13 protein-coding genes are annotated in these 14,849 nt (G+C 70.2%); all 13 read left to right on the top strand.

Annotated elements, in window-relative coordinates; all coding sequences use genetic code 11:
• The first annotated feature begins 26 nt into the window (after window positions 1-26).
• Complete coding sequence (locus VHP37_23145) at window positions 27-1,007, top strand: tripartite tricarboxylate transporter substrate binding protein (protein HEX2829265.1); 981 nt, start codon at window positions 27-29, stop codon at window positions 1,005-1,007.
• Entirely contained in the window at window positions 1,007-3,175 is a 2,169-nt protein-coding gene (locus tag VHP37_23140; protein ID HEX2829264.1) for an acetate--CoA ligase family protein, read from the top strand. Before VHP37_23145 ends, VHP37_23140 begins: the two co-directional genes overlap by 1 nt.
• The gene (locus VHP37_23135; protein HEX2829263.1) at window positions 3,153-4,340 is read left to right on the top strand and encodes an enolase C-terminal domain-like protein; all 1,188 of its coding nucleotides are present in this window, start codon (window positions 3,153-3,155) and stop codon (window positions 4,338-4,340) included. Before VHP37_23140 ends, VHP37_23135 begins: the two co-directional genes overlap by 23 nt.
• A 19-nt stretch (window positions 4,341-4,359) precedes the next feature.
• Complete coding sequence (locus VHP37_23130; protein HEX2829262.1) at window positions 4,360-5,727, top strand: MmgE/PrpD family protein; 1,368 nt, start codon at window positions 4,360-4,362, stop codon at window positions 5,725-5,727.
• A 4-nt stretch (window positions 5,728-5,731) separates the two neighbouring features.
• A complete protein-coding gene (locus VHP37_23125) occupies window positions 5,732-6,496 on the top strand; it encodes an enoyl-CoA hydratase-related protein (protein HEX2829261.1) in 765 nt (254 codons plus the stop codon).
• Between the two features lie 2 nt (window positions 6,497-6,498).
• A complete protein-coding gene (locus VHP37_23120; protein ID HEX2829260.1) occupies window positions 6,499-6,954 on the top strand; it encodes a MaoC family dehydratase in 456 nt (151 codons plus the stop codon).
• On the top strand, window positions 6,935-7,351 hold the full coding sequence (locus VHP37_23115) for a MaoC family dehydratase (GenBank protein HEX2829259.1): 417 nt from the start codon (window positions 6,935-6,937) through the stop codon (window positions 7,349-7,351). The genes VHP37_23120 and VHP37_23115 overlap by 20 nt, the downstream gene beginning before the upstream one ends.
• Before the next feature lie 20 nt (window positions 7,352-7,371).
• A complete protein-coding gene (locus VHP37_23110) occupies window positions 7,372-9,510 on the top strand; it encodes an acetate--CoA ligase family protein (GenBank protein HEX2829258.1) in 2,139 nt (712 codons plus the stop codon).
• A gap of 2 nt (window positions 9,511-9,512) precedes the next feature.
• Window positions 9,513-10,874, top strand: a complete 1,362-nt coding sequence (locus tag VHP37_23105; GenBank protein HEX2829257.1) for an MmgE/PrpD family protein — start codon at window positions 9,513-9,515, stop codon at window positions 10,872-10,874.
• A gap of 49 nt (window positions 10,875-10,923) precedes the next feature.
• A complete protein-coding gene (locus tag VHP37_23100; GenBank protein HEX2829256.1) occupies window positions 10,924-11,682 on the top strand; it encodes an enoyl-CoA hydratase-related protein in 759 nt (252 codons plus the stop codon).
• A gap of 130 nt (window positions 11,683-11,812) precedes the next feature.
• Window positions 11,813-12,775 (top strand): tripartite tricarboxylate transporter substrate binding protein, encoded by a 963-nt coding sequence (locus VHP37_23095; protein HEX2829255.1) that lies wholly within the window; start codon window positions 11,813-11,815, stop codon window positions 12,773-12,775.
• Window positions 12,775-14,205 (top strand): 3-isopropylmalate dehydratase large subunit, encoded by a 1,431-nt coding sequence (gene leuC / locus VHP37_23090; protein ID HEX2829254.1) that lies wholly within the window; start codon window positions 12,775-12,777, stop codon window positions 14,203-14,205. Before VHP37_23095 ends, leuC begins: the two co-directional genes overlap by 1 nt.
• Window positions 14,202-14,822, top strand: coding sequence for a 3-isopropylmalate dehydratase small subunit (leuD, locus tag VHP37_23085; GenBank protein HEX2829253.1), 621 nt, complete (start codon window positions 14,202-14,204; stop codon window positions 14,820-14,822). The genes leuC and leuD overlap by 4 nt, the downstream gene beginning before the upstream one ends.
• The last annotated feature ends 27 nt before the right edge of the window (window positions 14,823-14,849 follow it).

Raw genomic sequence — 14,849 nt, 5'->3', positions numbered from 1 at the left:
GCGCCGTACACCAAGAGGAACCTGAAATGACACGCTTATTCGCAGGCGCGCTGAGCGCGCTCGCCCTCGTCGCCACCGCCGCCCATGCCGCGCAGGGGCCGGACAACTATCCCACCCGTCCGGTGCGGGTGATCGTTCCGGTCGCCGCCGCGGGCGGCACCGACATCATCGCGCGCATCGTGATGACGAAGCTCGCCGACGCGACCGGCGGCAACTTCATCATCGACAACCGTCCGGGCGCCGGCGGGCTGCTCGGCAACGAGATCGTTGCGAAAGCGCCGCGCGACGGCCAGACGCTGCTTTTCACGTACGCGGCGCACACCATCGTGCCGTTCATCTACCAGGGCACGAAGATCCCGTACGACGTGTACAAGGATTTCGCTCCGATCACGCTCGTCGGCCAGCAGCCGCTGCTGCTCGCGCTGAGCTCGAAGGTCCCGGCGGACAGCGTCGCCGAGCTGATCAAGCTCGCGCGCGACAAGCCCGGCTCGCTCAACGTCGCGTGGGCGACGCCGAGCAGCTCGGGCGCGCTCGCCGCGGAAATCTTCAAGCTCATCACCAAAACCGACATGACTTCGGTGCCGTTCAGGGGCGGCGCGCTCGCGCTGACCGCGTTGATCCAGAACGAGGTCCAGCTCATCTTCACGACGCCTCCGACCGTCATGCCGCACCTGAAGAGCGGCCGCGTGAAAGTCGTCGCGACTTCGGGCAAGACGCGGGTGCCGTACCTGCCTGACGTGCCGACGCTCGCGGAATCCGGCGTGAAGGACTTCAACACCGCGCCGTGGCAGGGGTTGCTCGCGCCTGCCGGAACGTCGCGCGAGATCATCGCCTACCTGCACAACCACATCGCCGCCATCATGAAGATGCCCGACGTGCGCGAGCGTTTTGCTTCGCAGGGCACCGACCCGGTCGCGCTCGGGCCCAAGGAGTTCGGCGACATGATCAACCGCGAGCTCGCGCTCAACAGCAAGGTCATCAAGGCCGTCGGCATGAGGGCGGACTGATGCCCGATCTCGCGCCTTTGCTCTCGCCGCGCAGCGTCGCGGTGATCGGCGCCTCGGACGACCCGAAGACCATACGCGGGCGTCTGCTCCAGGTCATGCTCGAGCGCGGATACGCCGGCGCGGTGTATCCGGTGAGCCGCAGGATGAAGGAAGTCCGCGGCCTCAAGGCCTATCCCGACCTCGGCTCGCTGCCCGAGCGCCCCGACATGGCGATCGTGTGCACGCCGGCGGACGCGGTCCCCGCTGTGCTCGAAGACTGCGGCAAGCACGGCATCCGTGCGGCGCTCGTCATCGCCTCGGGGTTCGCGGAGGAAAGCGGAGGCCAGGGCCGCGAGCTCCAGGCGCGCATGCGCGAGATCGCGCGCCGCCACGACATGGCGGTGTGCGGTCCGAACTCCACCGGCTTCCTCAACAACTTCACGTCGCTCGCCGCGTGCTTCAGCCCGACCGTCGAGAACAAGACCGTCGTGCTGGAGCCGCCGGTCCACAGCGGGCGGCGGGTGGGCGTCACCTCGCAGAGCGGCGGCTTCACGTTCGCCTTCCTCAGCCGCACGCAGGGCCGCCCGATCGCCTACAGCACCATGGTGAGCAGCGGCAACGAAGCGTGCCTGGCCGGCGTGGATTACGTCGACTTCATGCTCGACGACGGGCGCACCGATCTTTTCCTCATGTACATGGAGTCGGTGGGCGACGTGCAGCGCTTCAGGCGCGTGGCCGCGAAAGCCGCGGACGCCGGCAAGCCGATGATCGTGCTCAAGGCGGGACGTTCCGACGTCGGCCGGCGCGCCGCGGCTTCGCACACCGGTGCGCTCGGCGGCGAAGCCGCCGCGTATCGTGCGCTGTTCCGCGAGCACGGCGTGGTCGAAGCCGACGACATCGACGGCATGATCGCGACCGCCAACGCCTTCTCGTACTGCCGCCCGCCGCGAGGCTATCGCGTGGGGCTGGTGAGCGCATCGGGCGGCGGCGCGGTGCTCATGTCCGATTCGCTCAGCGCCGCGGGTCTCGAGCTGCTGCCGTTCGATGCGAAGACCGAAGCCGAGATCAAATCGTTCCTGCCGGCGTACGGCAGCGCCCAGAACCCGGTCGACGTGACCGCGAACGCGATCCGCGACGTCGGTTACGCGCGCATCATCGACATCGTCAGGAAGTGCGAGACCGTCGACATGATCGTGGTCGTGGGCTCGCTCGCGTACACCTACGGCATCGAGAAGGACCGCCAGGCGCTGCTCGACCTGTCGGTCGCCACGGGCAAGCCGGTGGTTTTCTGCACCTACTCGTCGAGCTCGGCGCGCGCGATCGAGCTCTTCGCCGAAGTCGGCATTCCGGTGTTCACGTCGATGCCCGACTGCGCCCGTGCGCTGCGCGCGCTGGCAGATTACGGCGCGTTCCAGCGCCGCTGGAAACGCGATCGCGACCTGCTCGAGGCGCCGCACAACGCCGCGCCGCTCGCGGCGCGGCTGCGCGCCGCGGGGACGGTGCTCTGCGAGTCCGACGCCAAGGACGTGCTCGCCGAGGCGGGCATCCCGCGCTTCGCCGAAACGCTGGCGCGCGACGCCGACGAGGCGGTGCGCGCGGCGGAGCGTATCGGCTATCCCGTCGCGCTCAAGGCGCAGTCGCCCGACCTCCTGCACAAGACCGAGGCCGGCGCGGTCGTGCTGCGGCTCGACGGTCCCGACGCGGTGCGCCGCGCCTATGCCGAGGTGCTGGGGCGCGTGCCGGCGCAAGCCCGGGATACCCTGCGCGGCGTGCTGGTGCAGAAGATGGCCGCGCCCGGCGTCGAGGTGATCCTCGGCGTCATGCGCGATCCGCAGCTCGGTCCCATGCTGATGATCGGGCTGGGCGGCATCTTCGTGGAGCTGGTGAAGGACGTCGTGATGGCGCCGGCGCCGATCAGCGAGGCGCGCGCGCTCGAGCTGGTGCGCTCGCTGCGCGCGGCGCGCATCTTCGAAGGCGTGCGCGGCAGCCCAGCCGTCGACGTGCAGGCGCTCGCGGCGCTCGCTTCCCGGCTCTCGCGCTTCGCAGCCGAGCACGCCGACCTCGTCGAGGAGATCGACCTGAACCCTGTGATCGTGCACGAGCGCGGCCTGTCCATCGTCGACGCGCTGGTGATCACGCTTCCCGAAACGCAAGGAGACACGTCCCATGGCGAACGCGCCGGACACTAAGCCCGCGGGCGGTACGCTCGCGATCGATCGCATCGAAATCGTGCCGCTGGACACGGTCCCGCCGACCAAGCGCCGGATACCCACCGGGCCGCACAACTTCGGCGGCGCGGGAAGCTGGGTCGGCCGCGCGATGCTGCTGGGCGTGAGCGCCGGCGGCCATACCGGCTGGGGCGAGGTGCGGCCCATCAACCCGTTCGTCGGCGAGACCGCATCGGCGATGTTCGCCGCGCTGCGCGACTTCTACGGCCCGCTTGTCCGCGGGCGCAACGCGCTCGGGATCGAAAGCATCCTGCGCGCGTGCGAGAACCACCTGCCGGCCAATCCGGCGGCGCTCGCCGTACTCGACATGGCGCTGCACGACCTGGTCGGCAAGGCGCTCGGGGTTCCCGCGCACGTGCTGCTGGGCGGCGCGTGCAGGGAAAGCATTCCGCTCGAATGGTCGGTGGGCCTCGCCGACACCGCCACGATGGCGAAAGAGGCGACCGACGTCATCGAAAAGCACGGCGTGCAGTACGTCTGCGTCAAGGTCGGTCCGGTCGAGCGCCTCGAAGAGGACATCAAGGTGCTGCGCGCCATCCGCAAGGCGATCGGCGAGGACGTGCACCTGGGCGTCGACGCGAACACGACGTACGACGCGGTGAGCGCGGTGCAGCTCGTGGAGCGCGCCGACGTGCGCATCACGTACTTCGAGCAGCCGGTCGCGGCGCGCTCGCTGCGCGACATGCGCTGGATCCGCGATCGTGCGAAGGTATCGGTGATGGCCGACGAGTCGGTGTACACCGCGACCGACGCGCGCGCGATCATCGAGGCCGAGGCCGCGGACGTGCTGGGCATGAAGCTCTACAAGTGCGGCGGGATGCGCCGCAGCCGCGACATCGCGATCGTCGCCGACGCGGGCGGGGCGCGCGTGAACTGCGCGGGCACCGCCAACGGAAGCTACATCGAGGCCATCGCCGGGGCGCATCTGTGCGCTTCGCTGCCCAACCACGCGTTCGGCGCGGAGTTCATGATGGGGCTGCCGGCGGTGTGGGTCGATGAGATGATCACCAATCGCCCGATCGACATCCGGGACGGGTACTGCACCATCCCGACCGGACCGGGGCTGGGTTTCGAGATCGACGCCGATTTCGTCAAGCGCCACCAGCTCGCCCGCGAAGTGCTCTGAAGCCGCCGAGGAGAACCACATGGCCGACCTGCAATGGGATGCGACGACCGAACGACTGGTGCGCTACGCCGGGCGCGCGAGCTTCGAGGCGCTGCCGCGTGAAGTGGTCGAGGCGTGCAAGCTGCGCCTGATCGACACTTTCGCCTCGGCGCTGGGCGCCTACGACGCGCCGCTGTCGGCGATGTCGCGCAAGGTGGCGGCGCGCACGCGCGGCGACGACGCGGCGCACGTCTGGGGCAGCGGCATCGTCACCACGCCCGAAGCCGCGGCGTTCGCCAACGGGGTCATGGTGCGGCTCCTCGACATCAGCGACACCTATCTCGGCAAGAGCCGCGGGCACCCGAGCGACATGAGCTCGGGCCTCATCGCGGCGGCCGAGGCGGCCGGCGCCGGCGGCCAGGCGCTGGTGAGCGCGCTGGTGCTCGCCTACGACGTCTATTGCAGCTTCTGCGACGCGGTCGACTTCAACAGCCGCGGCTGGGACCAGCCGGTGTACAGCATCCTGGGCTGCGTGCTCGGCGCGGGCAGGCTGCTCGGGCTGCCGCGCGAGCAGCTCGGACATGCGGTGTCGCTCGCGGTCGCGCCCAACATGGCGCTCGCGCAAAGCCGCCGCGGCCAGCTGTCGAGCTGGAAAGGCTGCGCGGGCGCCAACGCGTCGCGCAACGCGCTCTTCGCCGCGGCGCTCGCCCGGGACGGCTTTACCGGCCCGAGCGCGGTGTTCGAAGGCAACGGCGGGCTGTTCGAGGCGACCGGCGGCGCATTCGAGTGGCCGCTGCCCGAAGGCCGCCACCTGATCACCGAGACGCACATCAAGGGACTGCCGGTGTGCTATCACGGGCAGTCGCCGGTGTGGGCGGCGCTCGAGCTGCGCGAGGCGATCGATCCTGCGAAGATCGAGACGATCGAGGTGCACAGTTACAAGACCGGGGTGATGATGATGGGCGCCGACGATACGCGCTGGGCGCCCGAGACGCGCGAGACCGCCGATCACAGCCTGCCGTACTGTGTTTCGGTCGCGCTGCTCGACGGCGAGGTCGTCGACGCCTCGTTCGCGCAGGCGCGGCTGCGCGATCCGGCGATCGCGGCGCTCATGCGCAAGGTGAAAGTGAGCGAGGACCCGCGGCTCACGTCGCTGTATCCCGAAGGCTCGCCCGGGCGCGTCGCGGTGCGCATGCAGTCGGGCGAAACGCACACGCGCGAGATCGTCTATCCGCGAGGTCACGCGAAGAGCCCGATGGCGGCAGCCGACGTCGAGCGCAAGTTCCGCGACATGGCGGGACCGCGACTGGGCGCCGGGCGCTGCGAGGCGCTGCTCCAGGCGATACGCGGGATCGAGCATGCCGACGTGCGGCGCGACATCGTCGCCGTCCTGACCGTGGAGGAGTGACAGCATGGACCGGCAGAAGGAAGTGCTTTACGAGGTGCGCGGCCAGTGCGCGATCATCACGCTCAACCGTCCCGAGCAGCGCAACGCGATCAACCTCGCGGCCTGCGAGCAGATCGAGCGGGCGTTCATGGATTTCGACGCCGATCCGAAGCTGCGCGTGGCGATCATCACCGGCGCCGGGGACAAGGCCTTTTCGGCCGGGCGCGACCTGAAGGAGCTCGCCGCGCTCGGCGGCCAGCCGGTGAAGTCGATCCCGACGCTGGGCGACAACCTGCACGTGAGCAAGCCGGTGATCGCCGCGGTCAACGGCGCGGCGATCGCGGGTGGGTGGGTGTACGCGCAGATGTGCGACCTGTGCATCGCGGCCGATACCGCGACGTTCGGGATCACCGAGCCCAAGGTGGGCCGCGGAACCGCGTGGTCGCCGCCGCTGGTGCACATGATCGGCAGCCGGCTCGCGCTCGAGCTCATGCTGACCGGGAGGACGATCAGCGCGCAGCGCGCGTACGAGATCGGGTTCGTCAACCGCGTGGTGCCGCGCGCGCAGCTGATGGACGCGGCGCTGGAGACCGCCGACGACATCATCGCGTGCGCGCCGCTGTCGGTCGTCGCCACGCGCCAGATCGTGCGGCACACGATGAACATGGGACTGGACGCGGCGCTCGAAGTCGGACGTCAGCTCTGCGTGCCGGTGTACGCGAGCGAGGACGCGAAGGAAGGCGCGGCTGCGTTCAGGGAAAAACGCAAACCGCAGTGGAAAGGACGCTGACGATGGTTGAGTTCAAGACGATCTCGTACGAGGTCGTGACAGTGGGCGAGGAATTCATGTCCGAGGATTTCGTCATCAAGCCCGAGGACGTCGAGACTTACGCGTACGCGGTGGGCGACCACAACTCGTGGTTCTTCGAGGACTCGCCTTTCGGCGGACCGATCGCCCATCCCACGCTGCTCGGCAACCAGGCGCTGCTGATGCGCCACAGCAAGTACATCGTTCCGGCGGGCCTGCATGCCAAGATGCAGTTCGAGTTCATCGAGCCGCTGCGCGTCGGCATGCGCGTGCGCACCCACGGCAAGGTGATCGACAAGTACGAGAAGCGCGGCCGGCACTACATGGTCACGCAGTTCGAGACGCGCGAGGAGGGCAGCGGCCAGCCGCTGGTGCGCGGCCAGTTCACACAGATGATCTTTCCCGAATCCGGAGTGCACCGTGAAACAACCAACCGCTAAGCGCGTGGAGGTCGGCGAGGAGCTGCCTTCGTTCGAGAAGCATATCGTCCAGCGGCAGATCGACTGCTTCTCGGGCGTGCGGCCGAACTCGATCCATACCGACGCCGAATGGGCGAAGAAGAAAGGCTTCAGGGCGCCGCTCGCACAGGCGATGATGTCGACGGCGTACGTCTCGCAGCTCATGACCGCGTTCCTCGGCGAGGGCTTCGTCAGGGGCGGGCGGATGTCGGTGGCGTTCACCAAGCCGGTGGTCGAGGGGGACACGCTCACCGTGCGCGGCGTGGTCAAGAGCCGCGAGGCCGAGGGCGACGCGACGCGCGTCACGGTCGAGGTGCGCTGCGAGAACCAGGACGGCGTGATGACCATGGTCGGCACCGCGAGCGGGCTGGAACGTTGAGCGCGCCGGCCGAACCCGCGGTGGCGGCACGCCCCGACACCGATCTCACGAGGCTGCTGGCGCCGCGCTCGGCCGCGCTGGTCGGCGCGACCGACCACCCGACCTCCTTCGGCGGGCGGGTTTTCCAGCAGATGTCCAACTTCGGGTTTGCCGGGAAGATCTATCCGGTCAATCCGCGGCTCGCTTCGATCAACGGCCTGCGCTGCTATCCCGGCGTGCGCGAGCTTCCCGAAGCGCCCGACCACGTCGGCATCATCGTCTCGGTGCAGCGGGTCTTCGACGTGCTCGAAGACTGCGCGGCGATCGGCGTGCCTTTCGCCACAGTGTACAGCGCCGGCTTTTCCGAGACCGGGACCGCGGAAGGACGCGAGCGCCAGGCGCGCCTCGTCGAGTTCGCGCGCCGCACCGGCATGCGCATCATGGGCCCGAACTGCAACGGCCTCATCAACTTCGTCGACGCGTTCGCGATGACCTCGACCGCGGCGATCAAGGGCCGGCGCGCGGCGCCGGGCAACGTCGGCGTGGTCAGCCACAGCGGCGGGCTGGGCCAGATCAACGTGATGTGGCGCGCGCAGGAGATCGGGCTCGGCATCAGCTATGAAGCGAGCTGCGGCAACGAAGCGGACCTCGACACGCTCGATTTCGCGCGCTTCATGCTGAGGTCGGAGGCGACCGACGTCGTGCTGATGGCGATCGAAGGCATCAAGGACGGCGAGCGCTTCAAGGCCCTCGCGCTCGAAGCGGCGGAGCGCGACAAGCCGATCGTGCTGCTGAAGTTCGGCCGCACCGACGCGGGCAGCCGCGCCGCTGCGTCGCACACCGGCGCGATCGCGGGCGACGACGCCGTGGCCGATGCGGTGCTGCGCCAGTACGGGGTGATCCGCGTCGACGAATGCGACCAGCTCTACGAGATGGCGGTCCTCTTGCGGCGGCGGCGCTGGCCGCGCGGCCGCGGCGCCGCGGCGGTATCGCCCACCGGCGGCATCCTCGTCCAGCTCGCCGACAGCGCCGCAGGGCAGGGACTGCAATGGCCGCCGCTGTCCGATGCGACCCAGGGCGCGCTCGCCAGGCTGCTGCCCGGGTACGGCAAGGTGTCCAACCCGACCGACATGACCTCGCTCGCGACCGGCGAGCAGGGACTCTACCGGCAGGCGCTCAACACCATCGCCGGCGACGAGAACGTCGACCTCATGGTGCCGATCTATGCGTCGGTCTCCAAAGCCGACCTTCAGCGCGGCGCGGACTTCATCGCGGGCTGCGAGAAGCCTGCCGCGATGCTGTGGGTCGGCGGCTGCACCGACGATCCGTCGTTCACGCGCAAGGACATCGTGAAAGCCGGCGTCGCGGTCTATCGCGACGCGACGCCGTGCGCACGCGCGTTCCGGGCGGCGATCGAGTTCGGTGCGTTCGCCCAAGCGATCCGCGCCGGCGCTTGCACGCGCGAGCGTCCTTCCGGGGTGGACGTCGAAGGCGCGCGCGCCGGGCTGGCGGCGTGCGGCGAGAAGCTCACCGAGCGCGAGGCCAAGGCGGTGCTCGCGCGCTACGGGCTGCCGGTCACGAAGGAGCGCCTCGCGGCGAGCGCCGAGGAGGCCGCGGCGTGCGCCCGGGACTTCGGCGGCGCGCTCGCGCTCAAGATCGATTCGCCCGACATCGCGCACAAGACCGAAGCGGGCGCGATCCGGCTCGACGTGCGCGGCGAGGCCGCGGCGCGCGAGGCGTACGAGGCGGTGGTCGCCGCGGCGAAGCGTTATGCGCCGCAGGCGCGCATCAACGGCGTGCTCGTGCAGGAGATGGCGCCCAAAGGCGTCGAGCTCATCGTCGGCGCGGTGCGCGATCCGGTGTTCGGACCGGTGGTGGTCGTCGGCCTCGGCGGCATTTACGTCGAGGTGCTGAAGGACGTCACGTACCGTGCCGCCCCGATCGGCGCAACCGATGCGCGCGCGATGCTGGGCGAGCTGCGCAGCGCCAAGCTGCTCGACGGCGTGCGCGGCATGGCGCCGCGCGACGTCGACGCGATCGCCGACGTGCTCGTCAGGCTCTCGTGGTTCGCGCACGATCTCGCCGGCGAGGTCGCCGAGATCGACCTCAACCCGGTGGTGGTGCTCGAGCGCGGCGCGGGCGCGCGCATCGTCGACGCCCTGCTGGTGCGCGGAGGCTGAGCGTGGACGCGACGACGGAGCGCCTGGTCGATTTCGCGTTATCGGTCGATGCCGCGGCGCTCGCGCCCGGCGTCGTGCACGAATGCAAGCGCCGCATCGTCGACACTTTCGCCTGCGCGGCCGGCGGCTATACCGAGCCGGTGAGCCGCATGGCGCAGGCGGTCGCGCGGCTCTCGCCGGGCGGCGGCCGACCGGCCAGCCTCTGGTGCGGCTCCGGGCGCGTCACGCCCGAAGCCGCGGCTTTCGCCAACGGCGTGGCGCTGCGCGCGCTCGACATGAGCGACACCTACGGCGTGAAGTCGATCGGGCACCCCAGCGACGTGCTCTCGGGCATCTTCGCCGTGGCCGAGGCGGTGCAGGCCGACGGACCGTCCACGCTCGCGGCGGCGACCCTCGCGTACGACGTGTATGGCAGCTTCTGCGAGCTCGTCGACGTGAACGCGCTCGGCTGGGACCAGCCGGTCTACGGCGTGATCGCATGCGCGCTGGGCGCGGGACGGCTCCTCGGCCTCACGCGCGAGCAGCTCGGCCACGCGGTCGCGCTCGCGCTCGCGCCCAACATGGCTCTCTACCAGACGCGCCACGGCGAGCTCTCGGCGTGGAAGAACTGCGCGGGCGCGAACGCTTCGCGCAACGCGGTCTTCGCGGCGTACCTCGCGCGCGAAGGCGTGACCGGGCCGGCCGCGATCTTCGAAGGACGCGCCGGCCTGTGGGACGCGATCGGCCGTCACGACTGGACCGTCACCGTGGACGAGCGCTCGCCGCACCGCGTGACGCTCACCGACATCAAGCTCCTGCCGCTGTGCTACCACGGCCTCTCGGCGGCTTTCGCCGCGTTCGACCTGCGAGGCCGGGTGGACCTCGAGCGCGTCACCGCCGTGCGGGTCGAGACCTATCGCGCCGCGATCGAAGCGATGGCGAACGACGACACGCGCTGGCGTCCCGAGACGCGTGAGACCGCCGATCACAGCCTGCCTTATGTCGTGGCGGCCGCGCTGCTGGACGGCGACATCACGGCCGAATCGTTCTCGCCGCAGAAGCTGCGCGATCCGCGCATCGCCGCGCTGACCGCGAAGGTGACGGTGCACGAAGATCCGGCGCACACCTCGCGCTACCCGCAAGCGCCGTCGTGCCGCGTGATCGCAGCGGCGGGGTCGGGCGAAGTCCGGGCCGAGGTCGAATACCCTCGCGGTCACGTGCGCAACCCGGTGAGCGACGCCGAGCTCGACGCCAAGTTCACGCGCTGTGCGCTGCCCGCGCTGGGCGCAGCCCGCTGCGCCGAGGCGCTGCGCGCGCTGTGGCGCATCGACGAGGCCGGCGACGTCGCCGCGGTCATGCGCCTGTTCGCCGCGCCCGATCGCTGACCCGCGCGGGCGCGGCGCCCGCGCATCTTTTTCCGAGGACCCCGAACGCATGCCTGCGACCGATTCCGTTCTGTACGAAGTGCGCGGCGAGACCGCGATCATCACGCTCAACCGTCCCGAGCACCGCAACGCGATCGACACCGCGGTGTGCGAGCAGCTGCTCGCCGCGATCCAGCGCTTCGAGGCCGACGCCGCGCTGCGCGTCGCGATCCTGACCGGCGCGGGGCCGCACGCGTTCTCCGCGGGCCGCGATCTCAAGGAAGTCGCGGGCAAGACCACGCGCGCGGTCATCCCGGTGATCGGCGACACGGTGCACACCGAGAAGCCGTTCATCGCGGCGGTCAACGGCGTGGCGGTCGGCGCAGGCTGGATCCTCGCGCAGATGTGCGACCTGTGCATCGCGGCCGACACCGCGAGCTTCGGCATCGCCGAAGCGAAGGTGGGGCGCGGCATGCACTGGTCGCCGCCGCTCATCCACATGGTCGGCACGCGCACCGCGCTCGAGCTGATGATCACGGGGCGCCGGATCGACGCGCGGCGCGCGTACGAGATCGGCTTCGTGAACCGCGTGGTGCCGGCCGCGGAGCTCATGTCCGCGGCCTCCGCGCTGGCGGACGAGATCGTCGCGTGCGCGCCGCTGTCGGTGGCGGCGGCGCGGCGCATGGTGCGCCACACGATCAACATGGGGCTGGACGCGGCGATGGAAGTCGGACGCCAGCTCGCGGTGCCGCTCTACGCGAGCGAGGACGCGCAGGAAGGTCCGCGCGCGTTCCGCGAGAAGAGAAAGCCGGTGTGGAAAGGGCGCTGAGAGGAGCGCGGTGCTTGACAGCCTGACCATCAGATTGTAATACAATAAGTCAGGTCCGCTCGTTATCGAACCCGCACGCGGCGCTCCAAGACGCCGGGCGGGCACCCCCGCACATCGAGGAGAACAATCAATGCAGCTCACGCAGGGATGCGTCGCGGTCGCACTGCTCGCGGCCGCCGCAGTCGCGCACGCGCAGGCGAACTACCCCGTCAAACCGATCCGGATCATCGTGCCTTTCAGCCCCGGCGGCTCGCTCGACCTGGTGTCGCGCGCGCTCGCCAAGCCGATGAGCGCAGAGCTCGGGCATCCGGTGATCGTCGACAACCGCGCCGGCGCCGGCGGCACGATCGGGATCGAGGCCGCGGCCAGGGCGCCCGCCGACGGCTACACGCTGCTCGCGATCCAGAGCAGCATCACGATCAACCCCAGCCTTCTGAAATCGGTGCCTTACGACCCGATCAAGGACTTCGATCCGATCTCGAAGGTGTCCTCGTACATGTTCTTCCTCGTCGCGCATCCGTCGGCGCCGGTGCGCTCGGTGAAGCAGCTCATCGCGCTGGCGAAATCGCGTCCCGGCGAGCTCCAGTACGCCTCGGTCGGCGTCGGCAGCGGCACCCATCTCGCCGGCGAGCTCTTCAACTGGATGTCCGGCATCAAGATGACCCACATCGCGTACAAGGGCGCGGGGCCGCTCATCATCGAGCTGGTCGGCGGGCACGTGATGCTCACCTTCGGCAGCACCTCGGTGCTGCCGCACGTCGTCGACAAGAAGCTCGTGCTGCTCGGCGTCACCGGCGCGCAGCGTTCCACGTTCGTGCCGGACGCGCCGACGATCGCCGAGTCCGGGCTCAAGGGCTACGAGGTCACGTCGTGGAACGCGCTGTTCGCGCCCGCCGGCACGCCGCCGGCGATCGTCAGCCGCCTGAACGGGCTGGTGAAGCAGGGGCTCGCGCATCCGGAGAGCAAGGCGGTCTTCGCACGGCAGGGCCTGGACGCCACGCCGAGCACGCAGGCCGAGCTCGGCGCGCTGGTGAAGAGCGAGCTCGTGAAGTGGGCGAAAGTCATCAAGCAGGCGGGAATACAGCCCAACTGATGAGCGGCCGGCGCGTTCCCGGGAGCGCCCGCACCCTGTTCGACAAGGTGTGGGACAGCCACGTCGTGGCGCGGCTGCCCGGCGGCGAGGCGCTGCTCGCCGTCGACCGCAACTTCTATCACGAGGCGGGCTCGTTCCACGCCTTCGACGCGCTGCGCGCCGAAGGGCGCACGGTGCGCAAGCCGGGGCTGAACTTCGCGGTCGCCGACCACTACGTGCCGACCGCGAACCGCGAAGCGGGGCGGGCGGCGATCGCGAATCCCGAGATCAGGGATGCGCTCGGCCGGCTGGAAGACAACGCGCGCGAGTTCGGCACCGAGCTCATCGGCCTGGACGACGCGCGGCAGGGCATCGCGCACGTGATCGCGCCGGAGCTGGGGCTCACGCTGCCGGGGCTGCTGATCACGTGCTGCGACTCCCACACCGCGACCAACGGCGCGCTCGGCGCGCTGCCGATCCCGATCGGCCAGTCCAACCAGCTGCGTCACGTGCTCGCGACCCAGACGCTGTGGCAGAAGCGTCCGCGCCGCATGCGCATCACCGTCGAGGGCGTCCTGCCGGACGCGGTGACCGCGAAGGACGTGATCCTCGCGATCATCGCGCGCATCGGCATCGCCGGCGCGGCCGGACACGCGGTGGAGTACGCCGGCCCTGCGATCCGCGCGCTGTCGATCGAAGGCCGCATGACGGTGTGCAACATGTCGATCGAGGCGGGTGCGCGCATCGGGATGATCGCGCCCGACGACACGACGTACGAGTATGTCCACGGCAGGGACCACGCGCCGCGCGGCGCGCTGTGGGACGCCGCGCTCGCGTACTGGCGCACCCTTGCGAGCGACGAGGCGGCGAGCTTCGAGCGCGAGGTCTCGCTCGACGCCAGCGCGTTCGAGCCGATGGTGAGCTGGGGCACCAGCCCCGAAGATTGCGCGCCCGTCGCGGCGCGCGTGCCCGATCCGGCGCAGTTCGCCGACCCCGACCGGCGCCGCCGCGTCGAGCGCGCGATCGAGTACATGGGCCTCGCGCCGGGCGTGCCGCTCGAGAGCGTGGCGATCGACCGCGTGTTCATCGGGTCGTGCACCAACGCGCGCATCGAGGACCTGCGCGCCGCCGCGCAGGTCTTTCGCGGCAGGCGCGCCGCGGTGCCGGTCATGATCTCGCCCGGCTCCAGCGCGGTGCAGCGTCAGGCCGAGGCCGAAGGGCTCGATCGCATCTTCAGAGACGCGGGCGTCGAGTGGCTGTCCTCGGGCTGCTCGATGTGCGGCGGCTCCAACGGCGACCTCGTCGCGCCGGGGCAGCGCTGCGCATCGACGACCAATCGCAACTTCGAAGGGCGGCAGGGCCGCGGCGCGCGCACGCACATCATGAGCCCCGCGATGGCCGCGGCCGCTGCGGTCACCGGACGGCTGACCGACGTGAGGACGCTGCGATGAGGCCGTTCACCGCGCTCACCGCGGTCGCCGCGCCGATCGATCTGCCCAAGGTCGACACCGGGATGATCATCTCGGCGCGATACACGCGCAGGCGACGCTTTCCCGGCAGCGACGATTACGCGCCTTTCTTCCTGCACGACCTGCGCTTCGACGCCGACGGGCGCGAGCGTGCGGACTTCGTGCTGAACCGCGCGGAGTTCCGCAACGCGCCCATCCTCGTGACGGGCGTGGATTTCGGCTGCGGCTCGTCGCGCGAAGCCGCCGCGTACGCGCTGCTCGACTACGGGGTGCGCGCGCTCGTGGGTCCGAGCTTCGGCGAGATCTTCCAGGAGAACTGCGCGCTGAACGGGATCGTGACGGTGACGCTCGGGCAGTCGATCGTGCGCGAGCTCACCGCGCGGCTGTACGAGCAGCCGGGCGCGTCGATGACCGTCGATCTTCAGAAACAGCACGTCGTCGCGCCCGGCGGCGCGACCCACCGGTTCGAGATCGACGCGGGGCGCCGCGAGCGGCTGCTGCGCGGCCTCGATCCGGTCGACGCGACGCTCGAGCGCCTCGCCGAGATCGAAGCGTTCGAGCGCGGCTACGCGCAGGACAGACCGTGGGCGGCGCGGTGAAGCGCCGCGTCTTCGCCGCACGACCCA

The organism is Burkholderiales bacterium, assembly GCA_036262035.1.
GTDB lineage: Bacteria > Pseudomonadota > Gammaproteobacteria > Burkholderiales > SG8-41 > JAQGMV01.
Note: the sequence above shows the minus strand (reverse complement) of the source record. Positions and strands in the feature narration are given on the sequence as shown.

Excerpts from the sequence above, each read along its gene's own strand:
- VHP37_23125 (HEX2829261.1), top strand. The coding sequence starts at position 5,732 with ATGGACCGGCAGAAGGAAGTGCTTTACGAGGTGCGCGGCCAGTGCGCG.
- VHP37_23095 (HEX2829255.1), top strand. The coding sequence starts at position 11,813 with ATGCAGCTCACGCAGGGATGCGTCGCGGTCGCACTGCTCGCGGCCGCC.
- VHP37_23145 (HEX2829265.1), top strand. The coding sequence starts at position 27 with ATGACACGCTTATTCGCAGGCGCGCTGAGCGCGCTCGCCCTCGTCGCC.
- VHP37_23140 (HEX2829264.1), top strand. The coding sequence starts at position 1,007 with ATGCCCGATCTCGCGCCTTTGCTCTCGCCGCGCAGCGTCGCGGTGATC.
- VHP37_23135 (HEX2829263.1), top strand. The coding sequence starts at position 3,153 with ATGGCGAACGCGCCGGACACTAAGCCCGCGGGCGGTACGCTCGCGATC.
- leuC (HEX2829254.1), top strand. The coding sequence starts at position 12,775 with ATGAGCGGCCGGCGCGTTCCCGGGAGCGCCCGCACCCTGTTCGACAAG.
- VHP37_23120 (HEX2829260.1), top strand. The coding sequence starts at position 6,499 with ATGGTTGAGTTCAAGACGATCTCGTACGAGGTCGTGACAGTGGGCGAG.
- VHP37_23100 (HEX2829256.1), top strand. The coding sequence starts at position 10,924 with ATGCCTGCGACCGATTCCGTTCTGTACGAAGTGCGCGGCGAGACCGCG.
- leuD (HEX2829253.1), top strand. The coding sequence starts at position 14,202 with ATGAGGCCGTTCACCGCGCTCACCGCGGTCGCCGCGCCGATCGATCTG.
- VHP37_23130 (HEX2829262.1), top strand. The coding sequence starts at position 4,360 with ATGGCCGACCTGCAATGGGATGCGACGACCGAACGACTGGTGCGCTAC.